This window comes from Chryseobacterium polytrichastri, assembly GCF_900142445.1.
GTDB classification, from domain to species: domain Bacteria; phylum Bacteroidota; class Bacteroidia; order Flavobacteriales; family Weeksellaceae; genus Chryseobacterium; species Chryseobacterium polytrichastri.
Genome location: NZ_FRAV01000043.1, coordinates 25,342 through 42,620 on the forward strand (window position 1 = coordinate 25,342; position 17,279 = coordinate 42,620).

Sequence of the window (17,279 nt, forward strand, 5' to 3'; positions counted from 1 at the left end):
TATATTTTTAAAAAACTTTCAGCAAAGATGCTTTAAAACACTTAAGTACGCGACCGATTAAAAAAAGTCGAACCCATTTGTCAGAAAAAAACGAATTAATTTAAGCTTTTTCTGAAATCTGTCGGAGTTGTGCCCGTATGTTTTTTAAAAGAAGTACTAAACGATGATTTGGAATTGAAACCAACCTGATAAAGAATTTCTAAAATAGTCAGTTCTTTTTGCAAAGGATTTTTCAATATTTCTTTAGCTTTTTCGATTCGATATTCATTAATGAAATCAAAAAAGTGCTTATTCATATATAGATTAATCAATGCCGATAAATCTTTGACGGGCATATTTAGTTGTTCTGCCAAATCCTGAATCGTTAATGAAGAATTTAAATAAGGTTCATTTTTAATCATCAATTCTTTCAAAGCTAGGATTTGCTTATTTTTTTCATCATCAATTATGGGAGAAGATTTTTGTTTTGGAATTAGATCTACGATAGGTTTCAATTGAGAATTCACTCCTCTGAAAAATTCAGGATTATTTAATGCGACAAATAGGTACCAACAGGTACAAAAGAGAAAAGCAAATCCGTCAAGAGTAACAATCCATTGCCTGAGTTCTCCCCAGCCAAAGATCAAACTAACCAGCCATCTTATAAGCACTAAAAAATGTAAGACATAATATAGAATTGTTATTTTGTAAAGTGCATTTAAGATAGAAATATTTGGATTTGTATAATTCTCGAGATAGACGGTTTTAGACTTTCTAATAACCAGAAACGAAGCAATAAAATAAATTTGAAATAGAAATTCGAAAAGGAAATAAAAAAAATGCATGATAGGCGTTTGATTCATCGTATTTATGAAACTCACTTTCGTAGCTCTATCTTCAAAATATATCCCAGACATCATATACAAATTGAAAGCAACAAACGGAATGGTATGCAATAAATGTTTCGGTTTTAATCGGAATTTGGAAAAACAAACGGACAATACATAAAGATAAAACGATGCCGGAACCAAATAGTTAATACTCCAACGAAAAGCCTCGAGGTTAATGAAATTAACAGGGAAATCACGCATCAAAAATTTACAAGCATCCACAGCATTTGTAAAAAGAAAAAAGGCAAGAAGCCAATTTGCAAGTTTGTGCTTAGTTTTTACAGTCAATAAAAATAAGGCAAGAAACAGCACCAAAAATATTCCTATCAATGCTGTTATTTCCAAAAAGCTGTATTTGTCCATGGTCTTTTAACGTGGGTGCAATTTAATATTTAAATAGGAAAACTTAAAGACGTATAGATGGTTTTATCCTTCTGCTTTATTAAATGTTAAAAATATTCCGCCCAAATTCTAAAAGAAGTATTGTTGTAAATGACAACTCTTTCGTTTTGAATACTTATTTTTAAGCCTACAAGGGTTTTTTATAATTCTGTATTGCCCAAATCAGTAATGCATTTTTTTCTTTTGGAATACCCAATTTTTCTATAATTCTGGTACGGTGTCCTTCTACTGTTTTTTCGGACAGGAACAGAAGTTCTGCAATTTGCTTACTTGTTTTTTGAGCAGCTATTAATTCTATTATTTTTCTTTCAGAAAGTGTTAATAGGTTGAGTTTGCCGAGGTTATCTGTGTGTTCTATCGTGTAATTTTGAAGTAAAGCTCCGGAATAATATTTCTTTCCTAAAGCAATTTCGTTCATACATTTTTCTAAATCAGGAGTCGCTTTTTCTTTTAAAATATAACCATCTACTTCAAATTCTTTTGCTTTGTTCAGAACTCCAATCTCATTGTGCATGGTAAGGATGATAACTTTAGTACGCCATTTATTTTCCATTACATTTTTTGCCACTTCCAATCCGTCCAATCCCGGCATATTTAAATCTAAAATAGCAACATCCGGCAAATAAATCTGAATGTAATTAAGTGCTGCAGTTCCATTAGAGCAAGCACTCACTACGTTATATCCCAAATTGGTAAGGTAAGCAACGGTTCCATTCAGGGTTAAAGGATGATCGTCTGCAACTAGAATTTTCATTGTATTATTTTTTTATTTGAACCACTATTTTTGTGCCTTTATCAGTTGACGTGATATGAGCTTGCCCACCAATTGCTTTGCTTCTTTCTATCATATTGTGTAAACCAAAAGAATCCTTTTTTTCCAGAGTTTCCTTTACATTAAAACCTTTTCCATTATCAATAATTTCTAAAATAACGATGTCTTTGTTTTCAGTTAAAATTACTTTTGCCGCGATAGCATCTGCGTATTTTATAATATTTGAAACAGCTTCCTGCACAATTCTATAGATTTGTAATTCTTTTTCAGTCGTAAGACCATCTTGATAATTGATTTCGGATGAGATCATAAAAAGATGGGTATTCTGGATACGTTCTATGAATTGTTCTAAACTGGCTTCGAGTCCTATTTTTTCAAAAAGAACGGGATGTAAATTTCTGCTGATTGCTCTGATGTCATTAATAATGCTATCTACTTTTTCGTTTAATTGAAGTTGGCTTACCTCAAATGAATGCTTAAGCGACAATAGTTCATGGCTCACGCTATCATGGAGATCAGATGCAATTCTTTTACGTTCTTCCTCGGTTTTATCCAGAAGGTTTTTAGTAAATTGTAATGATCGTTCTTTTTCTAAAGATAATTTCTTTTGTTTTTGTTTTAAATAATAAATAATAAATAATAAATAATAAATAATAAATAATAAATAATAAATAATAAATAATAATTGCTAATAACAATGCAATAAAAACGAGTATTAAAGCCATGATAACAGCATTCTTATTGATAATAGTTTCTTGTTGGAGGTTAATTTCCTGCTCTTTTTCTTTAGTTTCATATTTTGCAGCGAGCTCTAAATTGATCAGCTTACTTTTTGCGCTCGATAAGCTGTCCTTTGTACGGTAAACTTCATTATTATAAAAAACAACTTTGTCCAGATCTCTGCTTTGAATAGCTTTTTCTAATAAAACATCGTAAAATAGGTTGGCTCTTTCGTAGTTTTTATGTTCAAGCAAATTGGGCAGTGAATTTTCTATATATTTTGTGTTACAGGTTTTTACATCTTTATTGATTTGATAGAGAGCTAATGTCGCCTGGTAATCCTTTTGCCAATTCTGAGAGGTGTTTTTTTCTGCAACAGGCTTTATTCTGTCTAAAACTGTTTTGGCATCGTTTAATTTATTTTCTTCAATTAAAGCTTCTATTTCGTAATCAGAAATACAAAGCAGAAGTACATCATTATCATATTTGCTGGCTATGTATTCTTTGTAAGTTTTGTGGATGTATTTATTTTTCAACTGATGCTTATTAAAAAAGCCATAAACAGAGCATTTGTTATATTTGCCCATAAAATAATCATAAGTGTTCCTGATTCCTTTGGATATCTTTATCACTTCATCCGCACTTGCGACTGCCTTCTGAAAAGAACCATTTGCTTTGTAAATATTAATGTAATTTGATTCTACAGAAGCTATACTTTCCTGGTCTCTGATTCTTATGGAGTAGCTTCTTGATTTTTCATTCGCTTCTATGCTGTTTTTTAAATCCCCTAAAACAAAATAAGTATATGATAAATCATAATAAGCACGGGCTATTTTGTAACAACTTCTGTAGTCATTTGGCTCTAAGTCTGTAATTTTTAAAAAGTAATCCTTAGCCTTGTTTAGATGGTCTCTGTCAAATTCTAAATTGCCATAATAACTATCAATGTAAATTGTTTTTATGGGTGGCAATTCACTCCTATACCTTTCGTCAAATTCTTTTACAACTTTGGTAAGACGAGCATCAAAATCATAAAAATAAACAAATTTGGTAGTCACTAGATCTAGAATTTTGGAAGCGTTCGGATAATCACTTTTAGCAATTTTACTTTGATAGTAGTCCAAAGAAACTTTCAGGTAACGTTCTTTATCTGTGTTATAGTTTTCATTTTTTCTTAACCAAACTTTTGTAGGCTCTTCTTTTGACGGAGTTACTTTTTCAAAATAAAAAATTTCCTTTTTTTCTCTACAGGATAATGTGAAAAAAGCAATGAATAAGAATATGATTTTCTTAATCGTAGGCATACCTATATTTTTCTACAAATGTATCAATTTCTAATATTGAAAATTATACAATCTTCAATTCAGGGGTTTACCCTTGTATGAATCTCCGGAAGAATAATACAATTTTGTGACTTAATTAATAAAATTATTATTATGAAAAGTAAAATACTTTTTACGCCATTCAAACTAAATTTTCAAAAAATTTGGGTTGCCTGTTTTCTTTTAATTTTCCAAGTTGGATTTTCCCAGCAAGGTTCGGCGCTAGATTTTGACGGCGTAAATGATTATGTAAGCTGTGGTAACATTTTGCCTTTATCTTACATGAAAGAAGCGTGGATTTATGTGAAAAGTTTAAACAGCCAAAATAATATTATTTCTGGAGGTGATTCAGATGGGCTGCACGCTTTCTGGATACCCAATAGTTCAGGTAAACTTTCTGCGGGGCATAACGGTGATTGGTATGCTGTAGAAGACAGTGTTCCATTTTCTATTAATACTTGGCATCACGTTGCAGTAACTTATGATGCTGCTACTACTACACTGAAATTATACAAAGATGGACAATTGAGATCTACTAATACTGATGTTGATCCAGTAGATGGGGGAAACATGGTTAGGTTAGGCGCTTTTAATGATGGGGCAAATAGTTTTACAGGAACTGTAGATGAAGTAAGAATCTGGAATAGAGCTTTGTCTCCCGGTGAAATAACAAACCATATGAATTGTGAGCTGTCAGGTCCACAAACAGGATTAATTGCGTATTATAAATTTAATCAGGGCATCGCTAATGGTAATAATGCTTCCGTAACAACCTTGCTAGACAGCAGTGGAAATAATTACCATGGAACTCTTAATGGTTTTGCTTTAAACGGAAACTCCTCTAACTGGTTGGGTAATAGTGTTATAAATACCGGAACTATTTGTTCTGGTTATTTAAATGTGTCAAATGTATCCTCAATAGAAAAAACGAATTTTAAATTCTTTCCTAACCCTGCTACAAACAAGTTGTTCCTGATATCAAAACAGCCAATTTTAAATGTTGAAGTGATTAACTTTCTAGGACAAACTGTTATAAAACAAAAAACAAACAGCGTTGAAGCAGAAATTAATTTGTCATCCCTTACTCCAGCCTCTTATTTGATTAGAGTAAAAACTGAACAAGGTCTTGAGACCATAAAAGTCATTAAAAAATAAAGAATTCAAAACCAGAATAGGCTGGTCAAATATTTTAAGCTAATCTATATTTTGGTATTTTAAGAACTGGAAATTTATTAAAAGTATCTTAAGAAAAATGGCGCTAACTGTTTTAGTTGGCGTCTTTTGGTGAACTTGACAGTATTATCTTCGAACCAATTTCTAGAAGATCTTGATAGAATTATAAAGTTATTTAATGAATAGCTCAATTTTGAACTCAAACAATAATTATATCTTTAACTCATTACTAGAAATCCAAAAAATAAAATTAAAAGAATTATTGGGAGATGTTTTAATAAAAAAGATAACTTGCTTTTTCTGATAGATAAACTCCTTAGTCAACAAACAAAGTATTCTTACACAATTACAATACAAGCGATAGTAATTTTTGTCTCAATTGTTACAGGTGCTTTTTTATCCAAATTTTTAGATTTTGCAAAAGATATGCAGGATTTTAAAGAGGGGGCTCGAAGCCTTTTGATAGCTTTATTTATGATTGCATATATGGTGATTATGGCTGATATATTTATTATAAAAGATTTTGTTCAACAGTACATAAGAAATAAAAACAGGTTGATAAGAACGTTACACAATATTTATTTGGATGAATATATGAATAGTTATAATAATTTATGAATCTAAATAATTATAACTATTCATATATATATATATCAGCAATGCGTTGCAAAAATTTTAAATGTATCTGAATTTTAAATTAAAATTTACCTAATTCATAAAAATACTTTCAGCATCGAAATACTTTTTACTCAGTATCTTCAATTTTTTCCAATGATTGTGGTCCTAATATATAAGAAATCTTCTTAGATATTTTATCTATTAATACAAAATATGATTGTGTACTATATTGATTATTTTCGTCAGCGACTGCGTCATAGTTTAGAAAATAATAATCTTTAGGTTTTTCATTAGAAATTACATGATTTTCTCTAACTCCTACATATCTAACGCTATTTTTAACAAAATTTGTATCTGAATCTAAAAGATAATTTTCAACTTGTTCTATAAGTGCTTGTTCTTTCATTTTTAATATTTCTAATTTGAGAAATAAATTTTATAATCTTTTTTCTACATCAGCAATCAGCTAGGGGAATTTGGGAGTTCAAGAAATTCAAATTACCATTTGTTTATAAAAATATTCTCAGTAATAACAAACATATTATTGCTATAAAATCTAAAACTATTTCTTATATGATTAGGAAATGTTTTAGACTATGATTACCCTATCTCTCTCATATACTGAGGAGTCAATAAAAGTTCAATTTTATTACTAATTATATCAATAAAAATAAATGATGTTTGTGTATAACCTGTTTCGGTCGGAATACAAAAACCAACAAAATGCATGTCTTTTGTTTTTTCTTTTATCATTACATTCTTTTTGATACCACAATATTCTACTGTGTTTTCTTGAAAAGAGATATCATTGTCTTTTAAGTAATCTATTACTTTTTCTATTAAAGATTGTTCGTTCATAATTTTTTTACTTCTGGAATTGGGTGTTTCATATTTAATTTTTTTAATGCTAGTTCTAGTCTTGCTGCTAAAACGTCAAAATACCAATAGGCATGATATTTTTCTTCATCAGTTAAAGTTAATTTTCTCTTATTTTTATGAAATAGATCATATACAAATTTTTCTCTCTCATATTCACGAATTTGATTTAAAATGGTAAAGTCCGTATTTTCAACGTGTCCATTTTTAACATATTCATCAAATCCAATTAAATGCATTTCTTCTGCATGATAAGATTCATGAGTTATAAAATACTCTGTTACATTATCAACGTATTTTACAGTATTAGTGTTCGGGTCAAAAGCAGCCAATACAGTAGGATTATCAAAGCTTTCAACTCTTTCAAGCTTAGTCCCGAATTTCTTCTTTAAAATTTTAGCCCAATCTTCTATCTCGGTCTCAGATAAAATTTTGCCTCCATACTGACCAATTCCTTCAATATGACTATTTTCAAAAATTTCATCAAGGCTCTTGCCTTTTTTTAATCCAGAAAATAGTTCCTCCACCCATTTTATAAAAGATTTGAATCCTTTTGCACATGCCTTTCCAAATCTAATAATAAATCGTGAAAGAAACGTTAATAAATCTGTAATTCCTAATGTTACAGCAGACATTGCTTCCCTTGTAATTACTTTTAACAGACTTGCAGCTTTTTGTACGTAAGTAGTTCCTTTTATGATGTTACCTGCACCTTCCGTAAAAATCAGAAGTAAAATATTGATAATAAACTCAAAAGCAATAACTCCTGAATAATATGCAACTGTATAACGAGATGTTTTATCCCAATACTGTTTTAGCATGTTAAACATCCTTTCAAAGTCAGACTTAGAGATACCTCCACTTGAACTGAATAGATTTTTAACTCCTTTCAAAAATATAGGACCATTTTCAAGAATCCAGTCTAATACATCTTCTGCTTTCTCCAGCAAATCCCTCCTGTTTTTGTACTGCTCATAAGAAAAAGTTGTTGTTGGTTGGAAAAGAAACTGTAAGATATATAAAATACATTGTAAAAGCCCAACGATGCCACTGTTAATGCCACAGTAAAACGCATTTGCTATTTTAAGAACTTCAACTCCTTTTTTTGCCAATTCTACCAATTCTTCTTTAATATCACCAAGAAAATTCTTAATAGTATTAATGATACTGCTAATTTTATCTACAAGTCCTTTGAAAGCATCAGGAAGATGTTCAATAGAAGCGTCTTTAACCTTACTTGCTGCCTGTTTTACTAATTCCCAAACTTGGGCAAAGGCAACTTGTGTTCCTTGAACAAAAGGATTATTTCCTAAACTTTCAAAGAATTGAGATGCCTTATTCATGTTGATCGGTATAGGAATTACGCCAACACCAATTACAAGAGGAACTAAAGGAGTATAATCTTCTGATTCGGGATTGTAATTCTTCTCTGTAGGCTTTAAACCTTCTAATTGCTCTGCAGACCATCCAAAGGCATCAGCGGGAATCGATATTATATTTCCTATGATTTCTTCAAATCTTCTGTCACCAGTATAAAACTGATACTCTCTCATTAATGCATCACGAACAAGTGTTGCATTAATCTTATCCCCATAATAAGTATAAGCTAACTGTGCCAAGTAAGCAGCTTCATCCTCCATAGAAGTAATGTTCTTAAAGAATTTTCCGCCAATGTTAGAAGGTAATGGCTCAGGAAATCTCTTAAAAAGCTGGACAAAATAATCTCCCATCTTGGCAATGTAAAAGCCACCTGCAAAGTTGGATTTTTTTGAATCTGGCTTTTCATAAAAAAGGAAAAGACTTTGGGGCTCCCTTTTGTTTGCATTATAACTTCCCAATACTTGTGAGCCATTTTCACAAGGTAATACCTGAGCTTGATACTCATATCCTTTCACTCCTTTGTCATTTACATCTGTTGATGCAAAAACTGATACTGGGTTATCAGTAAGATAAGAGTATCCTAAAGGAGTATTTCTATAATCGTGAAATGGGCTTCTATAATCAGGAGAGTTATCTTTGTTGATAATTGTGTTGGTAAAAGCATTGTTTCCTGTAAATCCTTGATTTACCTCTTCCAAAGAGAGTATTTTGAACTGGGATAAATCACCAAATTCGCCATCAAATTCTTCCATAAGCTGTGTTTTAGTAATTAATATTTTGTTTAAATGTTTCTAAAGCAAAGCTAAATCTTGACTGCGCCAAAACTTGACGTGTTTAATAATTCTTTTTTGAAGTATTTTGTAATAATAATTTGAAAAATATTTGCAGAGCGATAAAATATACCGTCTTTTTTCTTCAAATTTTCCCATTTGGAAAGACTTGAGGATTGCTAGAGGAAGATAACAGTTGATGTAGATTTTAGGGTGTATTGATACTATGTTGTAAATTCTTTGTTAGCCCTGTGTTTATAAGTGTTTGCAGGGATAAAAACAAGCCCCGATCAAAATGCGGTCAAGGCTCAAGATTAATTGCTTTTGAACGGGTTGTTGCCCTCTCTCATAAATACCGTATCCATCTTTTGGTATTTGATTGGCTGACCTTTTACACAAGCGGTGTAAATTCCGCTACCAAAACCGTTTTGTGCTCGGATAATGATTACTTCTTTTTCCTCAACTCCGTTGTCAATTACCACGAACTTTTTTAATCGGTTGTTTTTGATTGGCTCTTTGAAGTCTTTAGGTAAATCACATTCTTTAGCGGTTTCTTTTGATTTTTCTTCCTGCGCAAAAAATAATACTGGTGTATGTATGATTACTTTGAGAGTAATGGACATTATTTTGGTGCTTAAATGATAATCGAGATTTAAATAGATTTAATTAAGTTCAAATAGCTTTAAAAAAGCATATTTTGAAAATTCGGATACAAAAACAAAAAAGAGAATTTTCAACTATTTGTTTTTCAATAGTTTGAAAAATTATCTTTTAGAATTTAGTGACCTTGACGAGCGTATCTTCAAACACTTTTATTGATGATTTAATTCGATTAAGCCAAATTAAACAAGAATTGGCAATTCCGAATCTAGCATTAAGTTTCTTGTAGTTGTAAAGTTTTTTGCAATTTAATTTTTTCTTCTGTGTAACAATCAAAATAGATATATTTCAAATATATTTAACTTCGACTGTCTTTCAATGTTGAATGAAGATTTTAATTAATAGATAATTGGATTGAAAATATAATTTGGTACACTAAAGTATAGAATTACTTTAATTTTTAAGTAAATCTCATAACTTAATATCATCAATAATGCTTATTTAAAATAGTGACGTCTATTCCAAAATAATTGGTTTGGCCATCTTTTTTCCATCTTGTAATAGATGTAATGATGATATTCATAACGAGACCAAATATTTTCTGCAATACGATTGTATTCTGCTATAAATGCATTTTTAATGTTTCCTGATAAGGTATGAACTACATTCGATTTAATGATCAATTTGGAGTATTGAGCAGCCATTGCTAAAGCATTAAACATTCCTTGAGAGGATAATGGATCAAAGGTTAAACATGCATCTCCAATTGCTATCCAATTCAATTGCACTGGAAATTTAAGATAGGACGAATGGGATGCTTTTGTACCTAAAAATTCATAATCTAATGTTTCTTCTTCAATTTCTAAAATTTTAATTAAATCTTTTTCGGCTAAAAAATAATTTTTAAAAAATTCTCCATCTTTTGTCAACTTTTTATCGCATAAATCGGAATCTGTAAAGAAACTAATCAAGTGTTTATTATTAGGTAGTTTGGTAATATACCACCACCCATTTTCAACACTATAGATCGTAGAAAGTTCTTTTACAGTTGGAATGTGTATACTTCCATGAATCCCAATAAGTTGATCTTTTTTGAGATGCTTACTATTCATTTTTTGAGCCATCAAACTTCTACGTCCTGAAGCATCTATGATAAATTTAGCTTGATGATTATTTTCAAAACCCTCCTTTGTCTTTGTAATCAAAGCCCATTGTTGAGACTCTTCTACAACGCTAATGATATTTTCTCTAATGATTTTAATACCTCGCTCACTTGTTATTTTTTGTAATTCATTTACAAAATTATTCTTATCGATGGACCAGCCGTGACCTTCAGGATTCTGTATGCTATCTTGTATGATAGGATAAGGGGTTCCCCAATATGATTGCATACCAATTGTAGGTTTGCCAAATAATGGATTTTGCATTATTGCATCAATATCAATTCCTAATTCACTAAAAATACGTCTACTGGATGCAACTAAAGTTTCCCCATGTAAAACATTTGTGTTTTCTGGTTTTTCAATGACTAAAATTTTGTAAAACGAATGGAGGTGCATAGCAGCGATACACCCTGCTATGCCTCCTCCAATAATTATAATGTCGAAATCGTTATTCATTATTAAGCATTAAAACGTCTTCTAAATCTTTCATGAATAGTCACTATTTTTTGATTTGGTTTAACATATTCTATTTGTAAATCTTTATTTGTTTGTTGAACTTTTGACAATAGATTTTCTAATTCTTCTGAGTTATTTAATATATGTTCCGCTTCTTTTTTTAGATCTTCGTCAATTTGTAATTTAGAAGAATTTAATACATTATCTGATATTATTTCAATTACCTTATCTTTTGCGACATTATCTATTAGCTTTTGTCTGGTCTCTTTTAAAATGATATTTATAATTTTAGTGTATGAGCTGGTTAAAGCAACTTGCACCGTATCTGGAACTTTAGTGTTATCGTTATTCGTAATTGTTTCGTCTAATTTCATAGGTAGCACTGTGCCTACAGCATCAAAATGAGTAATCATTTTATTAATAATTTCTTCATATGGGGAATAAATGGTAGGGTTACCAGGTAAATCTTCTAACCACTCAAAACGTTGATTAAATATTTCTAATTGCTCTTCTGGATTTCCTTGTTTTTCCTGTAACGCTTTAAATTGCTTGTAAGTAATAATTTCATTAGGCACTCTTGCTGGCCAAAATGTTGGAATATAAGAGTCATATGAACTGTCGTATCCATCTTTACAAGAAGCTGTATCTGTTTGCCAAGGAATAGCCATCCAGCGTGTAATACCGCCTGCAACTTGAAATTCGAAAGGATTAACTATTTTATTAAGTAACGTTTGATCTATAAAAGGACCGTAATCAAGGTTGTCTTTAATAAGATTATTTCTATCAAATTTAAATCTGAAAGGAGAATCATACATAGTAGATATTCTTATCGGCCATGTCATTTCGCAACCAGGATGAAAAGCATCTGCTAAACAAAAATCTAAAGCAGCTCTTGTAAGTAAGTCAGCTTGCTCTTCTACAGGATATTCATCTAAAGGTTTAGGACTAATATAATTGATTTTATATTGATCCCAATCATCAATAAAATTCCCATCCACCCATTGCTGCAACATTTTGATTTGTAGATCTGTCAATGTACTATGCTGTCTAGGGCTTCCGGTTCCTATTCTTTCCGTAGCATCTCCATATAACCAAGGCCATAAAGCTGGAGATTGAGAACCAGGAAGATCAAACTGCCTAAACTGATTAAACATTTGTCTTCTGAATTCTAAGTTATTCATAGTTCCATCTCTTAATTTTTCAATCCATATATTTTCATTGAAATTATAAGCTCCATTGAACCCAAAAGTGGTTAAAAAACCTTTGTTTACCCATTGTAATTCTGTCATTCTCTTAAAGATGGGAAATATATCATAAGAGAATGAAGGACTAGGTGGAGAAGGCAAATTAAGTTTACTTACAGATAGATCCCTCATTAGATCCCACATTGTTCTTACCGATTGTTGCATAGGAGCATAATCTGGAGGTGCACAAATTACCCAAGCCGGTTTTACATTAATTTCCTTATTATTGACTTTTACAGTTGCTGTTACCGGTCCATCAGAAGTGTCATCATACCAACCATCATTATTTGCAAAGTCTAAAGCAATTTCATTTTTAAAACTTTTGGATATACCTTTACCTCCAAGTACATGTAATCTTTTGGAATTTGGTGAATGCTTATCGAAAAATATTTCTCCAAGATAAACTTCTGTGTCTCTTAAAAATTTCCCTTTAAATTTTGCTGAATTGTTGATCGATTTGCTATTTATATTTTTTATACCTCCATCAATAACGAGGCTCATGCGATCTTGGATGTCTGAATTTCTTTTAAATGAATATTTATATTCATCTTCATTTGCTTCCGGAATATCTAACGCAAGATTGAATTGATACCAAGCTGCTTTTTGGTTGGCTAAATGGCACGACCAGCTAATTTCAACATTGTCTTTACTATTAGGATGGGTGAGTTCTTTTACAACTTCTCCCTTAATATTCAGACCATATATTCTAAATTCTGCTGCTTGTCTTTTAATTTTGCCTTCTCTATCCCGATAAAAAGAAAGATCATTTGACATGATGGGTTCCGGAACTTGTGGCCCTATATAGTACTCATCACTATTTCCTACACGCATAATGCCTATTGAAGGATATATTGCTGCACTTACAATTTCGTGGTCAACTGTTTCTTCATCTTTATTTTGTCCACGAAAAGGGCAAATTTCTCCTAGAGGTTCTCTGAACTCTAAAGCATTAGCACTGTATCTCGTTTCTGCACCATATTTGTAAACATGTCTTCTCGCATCAGCAATACTGCCCAGAGGTTGATTTAATGAATTTATACGCCAGCAATTAAAATTAATATGATCACCAAGTTCTTTCACTCCAATCAGATTCAAATCTTGTTTGGGAAGGTTTAATCTACCAATTTCAATAAAACTTTCATCCCATTTTAGTTGTAAATTATCTGCTATTTTTTCATCAAGCTCTTTGATTTGTCCTTCAAGAATAAATTGGTAAGAATCATTAGATAATTTTTGTTGTAAATCTTTAGCAAGATAATCTTTCTGCTTCATAATGACAGGGAAGTTTTCTTTAACCGCTGGTTTAAGCCGTAGTTTTATCATATATTTTTCACCTAAGCGGAATGGTATGATAGGGTAATATGCAGTGGTTAAACAACTGTCTTCGTATTTTTCCATTTGGTCTAAAATACGTTTCAATTCTTTGTTTTCTCTATAATATTCATTTAATTGGTTGATATCACCAGAAGAGGAAATTTGCGTGAATTCTACCATTTGTTGTGCATTTTGAGCAAAAAACACATCAATATTTTGAAATATAAAATCTGTATTTGGTCCATCAAACCCTTCAGCATTATTCGGTAAATCAAAAATCTTTAAACCCAAACCGATTGTAGACTTTACATCTGTTTTTTTAGGGTCTGTGTCACTTGAAAAACGCATTACACACTTGAAATTATCTTTAATACCAAAGAAACCAAGATCACCTATTAATTTTTCAACAGGTAAATTATTGGTTAAGCTTAATTCACCATGTACTACACCATGTTGTTTTCTGAATACGGCTCTTGGTGCTGGATTTGCACCATTTTCGATCATAACTTTTTGGTACGTATCTATGAACTGAGCTTTAAGATCGGATATGTATTTTTTTTCCATTTTTTTAGTTTTAATTAATTTGTTATTTAACTCATCATGGTTTTTGTAGAGCTACTTTTGTCTTAAATACTGGATCGAATTTGTGTCTTTCTTTTTTTTTGACTTATTTAAAGTAAATATTTTTAAAATTAAATACTAATCCAGTATTTTGATGGTATTATAACTACTTTTTAAGTAATTCTCTAGCTTCTTCACGAGATGATTCCCTTATGTTATTTTTTAACTTATTAATTTCATCTATATTATTATAAGATTTTATTGTATTAGTATTCAATCCTTTATTTATTTCAGTTTTGGCTGTTCCTTGAATTGCTAATAATGCTGCTTTTAATTCTGCATATTTTTCAAATAAATGTGAGTTAATTAAAGGAGACTTAACATTTATTTTTTTTGATGCATTTGTTCTATATAAATTATTATTCATAGAGTGACAAGTAAAACAATTCATTCCTTCTGCTTGGAATGTGGTTTCCATAGTGACATTTGCTAAATCTAAACTACCAAAACTTTGCCCATTACCGGTACCATATGGTTTTGATAAATTTCCATCCAGCAACTCATTAATTGGAGCATTAGTTTTTGACCATATAGAGCCAACTAATTTATAATTCGCCCATATTTTAACTTTATTATTCGTAAGGACTTTTTTAGCTAATTCGTTACTAGATTTAATCATTGTAGCAAACTCTTTATCTTCTTTAATAACGTCCATTCCTTGAGATTCCTGATTATATCTAACTCCTTCAGGATAGGATTGAAATACTTTATTTTTAACTTTTGGAGTAAGAGTGGTTCTATCTTGAATAATTCCATCTTCTGTATTTCCAACAGAGGCTCCATCGAATAATGTGTATTTATCTGATTTAGAATTTACAGGGTCTCCATGAAAACTTGTTCTATCTGGTGCTAAATCTCGTTGATCAAAAGTTGACCATACTCCTTCAGGGTGCTCTGCTGTAACTGTAAATATATGAAAACCAATCATAGACATTCTTTTTAGCTCAGCGTTATTATAATTTTCGTAGAAATTTTTATTAGCTTGATTAACAATTGCAGTTATATTAAAAGTTTTACTAGAATCTACTACTTGAGATGTTTCTATCCAAGCTATTTTAATTTCGGTAGCACCAACTGGATATTGATTTTTACTCTCACGAATAGAACGCTTTAAGCTATCATTTTTTAGTATTTCAGCTGCTTGGTTAATAATTGATGATGCGTCGGCAGAATTAAACATCTCTAATATTCCGTCATTAGCATGTATCGAATATCTTACAAGAGAGTTGCTCTTGCTGCTCAATTTTGTTCCGTCTGCTTGTTGAAACAAATCTAAGATTAATGGTAATTTACCATCTTTTATGTATGAAGATGGTAATCCTTTCTTTTTTAAAGAATCTATTTTTATTTCTTCGCCAAAATCATTAACCTGTTTTAATTCTTTCATAAATACAGGAACATTATCTTCGGTATTTGACGTTAACCATAAAAATTTTTGCCAAGACCAGTCAACAAACATTTGATCATTGTCAAGAACTATGGTATCAACTGTATTTTTAATTTCATTATTCTTATTGTAATCTTCAAAAATACTTGCTAAGCTTGTTTTAGTTGTAGAGTAAGTCTCTTTTTTACAAGATGTAAGCCCCAGTAAAGTAGCTGTTGTAATGCTCAAAAGCATCAGTTTTTTTAATTTTAATTTCATGATTATTTAGATTATTAGTTTTTAGTTGATTATATTTTTAAAATTGCAATAACATTCTTTAGTTATAAACAGGGTGATTATTAAAAAAATTATTACACTGTTTTACGAATCCCATTTTATACAATATAAATTGTAAAATTTTAGTCTGAAATTAATTTCCCATTTAGGAACTCGAGGATGTTCCATATGCTCTGTTAGCATAATAATAGTTACTAAAATCATGGCTAAATTATGACCTATAGGTAAAAGCATAGGGAATAACATCAATCCCCAACCTGCGCTAATAGGTTTAGTTTATACTTTATCAATAAAACAATATTAATATAATTTCTGTAAAAATAATTCAGTATTATTACTGAATTTTGAAGTAATGTATTATGGAATGGTTACTAAATTTTTATTTGGTATTTAATTGAATTTCTTATCTTGTAATTTCATGAACTTCAACTAGATTGTGGGAAATTATAGCATCTAAAAGAATCTCTGTAAACATGTTTTGACAAATAGAAATAAATGCTTTGAAGATATCTTCAAAGCATTTATTGTAATTATTTAACTAGTTTTAATAGTATGTAATTCTTTACTTTATTGTTATTGTTTCTCTCACTTCGACTGTTCCACCGATTAATAATATGGGACATTTTTTTGCTATCAAAATAACTTCTTCTATAGTTTCGGATTTTAAGGTTAAATTTCCATTAATTGATAAGTCATCTTCATCGGGAATTTTGTTTTCTACAGATTGTTCACTTATTACAACCGCTTCATCACTTAATCTTGAAACATTGACTAATTTAACTTGTGCTGCTATCATTGCAATGTATTTTTTCCATTCCTGATGCAATACCGCATCATTTTCTTTTACAGTTGTATATTCGCTTTTTGAAATTCTAAATATCAACATAAACTCTTTTAGATTTCCCATCTTATTTTATTCTTGTTCTAGGTTTGGTGGTATCAACTTATACATATAGGTGTTACGATTCTTGAAAGAATTGTTGAACTTATAAGCCATCCGATCAAAACAATGGCAAGAGGTGCTATCTGAGGGTTTGGATTCATTGCGATTGGAATCAATTCACAAATTACGGTAATAGAGGTTAATATAACCGGAAGGAAACGTGTTTCATCTGCTATATGAATTGCTTCATCAATGCTTTTTCCTTCGATACGGAGTTGATTGGTAAAATCTATCAATAAGAGTGAATTCTTAAACTGGATTCGTGATAAACTGATAAAGGATCAGTTCCAAAACTTGGGGACTACGCAAAAAGTTTAGATAATCTAAAAAGGAAAAACGATTTATCTCGCACGCCTCTAAGTTGTAATCTGAA

14 protein-coding genes are annotated in these 17,279 nt (G+C 30.7%); 1 reads left to right on the forward strand and 13 read right to left on the reverse strand.

Features of this window, described 5'->3' with window-relative positions; all coding sequences use genetic code 11:
* Positions 1-95: 95 nt before the first annotated feature.
* The 4 genes from BUB80_RS19940 to BUB80_RS19955 form a co-directional block, all read right to left on the reverse strand.
* The gene (locus tag BUB80_RS19940) at positions 96-1,232 is read right to left on the reverse strand and encodes a helix-turn-helix domain-containing protein (protein WP_073296859.1); all 1,137 of its coding nucleotides are present in this window, start codon (positions 1,230-1,232) and stop codon (positions 96-98) included.
* A 166-nt stretch (positions 1,233-1,398) separates the two neighbouring features.
* Positions 1,399-2,025 carry a response regulator transcription factor gene (locus tag BUB80_RS19945; RefSeq protein ID WP_073296862.1) on the reverse strand — a complete coding sequence of 209 codons (627 nt, stop codon included), beginning with the start codon at positions 2,023-2,025 and terminating at the stop codon, positions 1,399-1,401.
* Between the two features lie 4 nt (positions 2,026-2,029).
* On the reverse strand, positions 2,030-2,719 hold the full coding sequence (locus tag BUB80_RS19950) for a sensor histidine kinase (protein ID WP_317043911.1): 690 nt from the start codon (positions 2,717-2,719) through the stop codon (positions 2,030-2,032).
* Positions 2,607-4,067 carry a hypothetical protein gene (locus tag BUB80_RS19955; RefSeq protein WP_073296865.1) on the reverse strand — a complete coding sequence of 487 codons (1,461 nt, stop codon included), beginning with the start codon at positions 4,065-4,067 and terminating at the stop codon, positions 2,607-2,609. Before BUB80_RS19955 ends, BUB80_RS19950 begins: the two co-directional genes overlap by 113 nt.
* Before the next feature lie 132 nt (positions 4,068-4,199).
* Between BUB80_RS19955 and BUB80_RS19960 the strand changes: the two genes are divergently transcribed.
* A complete protein-coding gene (locus tag BUB80_RS19960; protein WP_073296867.1) occupies positions 4,200-5,240 on the forward strand; it encodes a LamG-like jellyroll fold domain-containing protein in 1,041 nt (346 codons plus the stop codon).
* A 763-nt stretch (positions 5,241-6,003) separates the two neighbouring features.
* Here BUB80_RS19960 and BUB80_RS19970 read toward each other — a convergent pair.
* The 9 genes from BUB80_RS19970 to BUB80_RS20010 form a co-directional block, all read right to left on the reverse strand.
* Positions 6,004-6,282: a hypothetical protein gene (locus BUB80_RS19970; protein WP_073296872.1), complete on the reverse strand. Its 279-nt coding sequence runs from the start codon at positions 6,280-6,282 to the stop codon at positions 6,004-6,006.
* 194 nt (positions 6,283-6,476) lie between these two features.
* The gene (locus tag BUB80_RS19975) at positions 6,477-6,734 is read right to left on the reverse strand and encodes a hypothetical protein (RefSeq protein ID WP_073296875.1); all 258 of its coding nucleotides are present in this window, start codon (positions 6,732-6,734) and stop codon (positions 6,477-6,479) included.
* A complete protein-coding gene (locus BUB80_RS19980) occupies positions 6,731-8,884 on the reverse strand; it encodes a hypothetical protein (protein ID WP_073296878.1) in 2,154 nt (717 codons plus the stop codon). The genes BUB80_RS19975 and BUB80_RS19980 overlap by 4 nt, the downstream gene beginning before the upstream one ends.
* Positions 8,885-9,216: 332 nt before the next feature.
* On the reverse strand, positions 9,217-9,525 hold the full coding sequence (locus tag BUB80_RS19985) for a hypothetical protein (protein WP_073296881.1): 309 nt from the start codon (positions 9,523-9,525) through the stop codon (positions 9,217-9,219).
* 474 nt (positions 9,526-9,999) lie between these two features.
* Positions 10,000-11,121, reverse strand: coding sequence for an NAD(P)/FAD-dependent oxidoreductase (locus BUB80_RS19990; protein WP_073296884.1), 1,122 nt, complete (start codon positions 11,119-11,121; stop codon positions 10,000-10,002).
* A gap of 2 nt (positions 11,122-11,123) precedes the next feature.
* A complete protein-coding gene (locus tag BUB80_RS19995) occupies positions 11,124-14,243 on the reverse strand; it encodes a LodA/GoxA family CTQ-dependent oxidase (RefSeq protein ID WP_073296886.1) in 3,120 nt (1,039 codons plus the stop codon).
* Positions 14,244-14,406: 163 nt separating this feature from the next.
* The gene (locus BUB80_RS20000; RefSeq protein WP_073296889.1) at positions 14,407-15,945 is read right to left on the reverse strand and encodes a hypothetical protein; all 1,539 of its coding nucleotides are present in this window, start codon (positions 15,943-15,945) and stop codon (positions 14,407-14,409) included.
* Between the two features lie 580 nt (positions 15,946-16,525).
* Positions 16,526-16,870: a YciI family protein gene (locus tag BUB80_RS20005; protein ID WP_083547298.1), complete on the reverse strand. Its 345-nt coding sequence runs from the start codon at positions 16,868-16,870 to the stop codon at positions 16,526-16,528.
* A 32-nt stretch (positions 16,871-16,902) separates the two neighbouring features.
* Positions 16,903-17,142, reverse strand: coding sequence for an efflux RND transporter permease subunit (locus BUB80_RS20010; RefSeq protein WP_262484446.1), 240 nt, complete (start codon positions 17,140-17,142; stop codon positions 16,903-16,905).
* Positions 17,143-17,279: the final 137 nt, after the last annotated feature.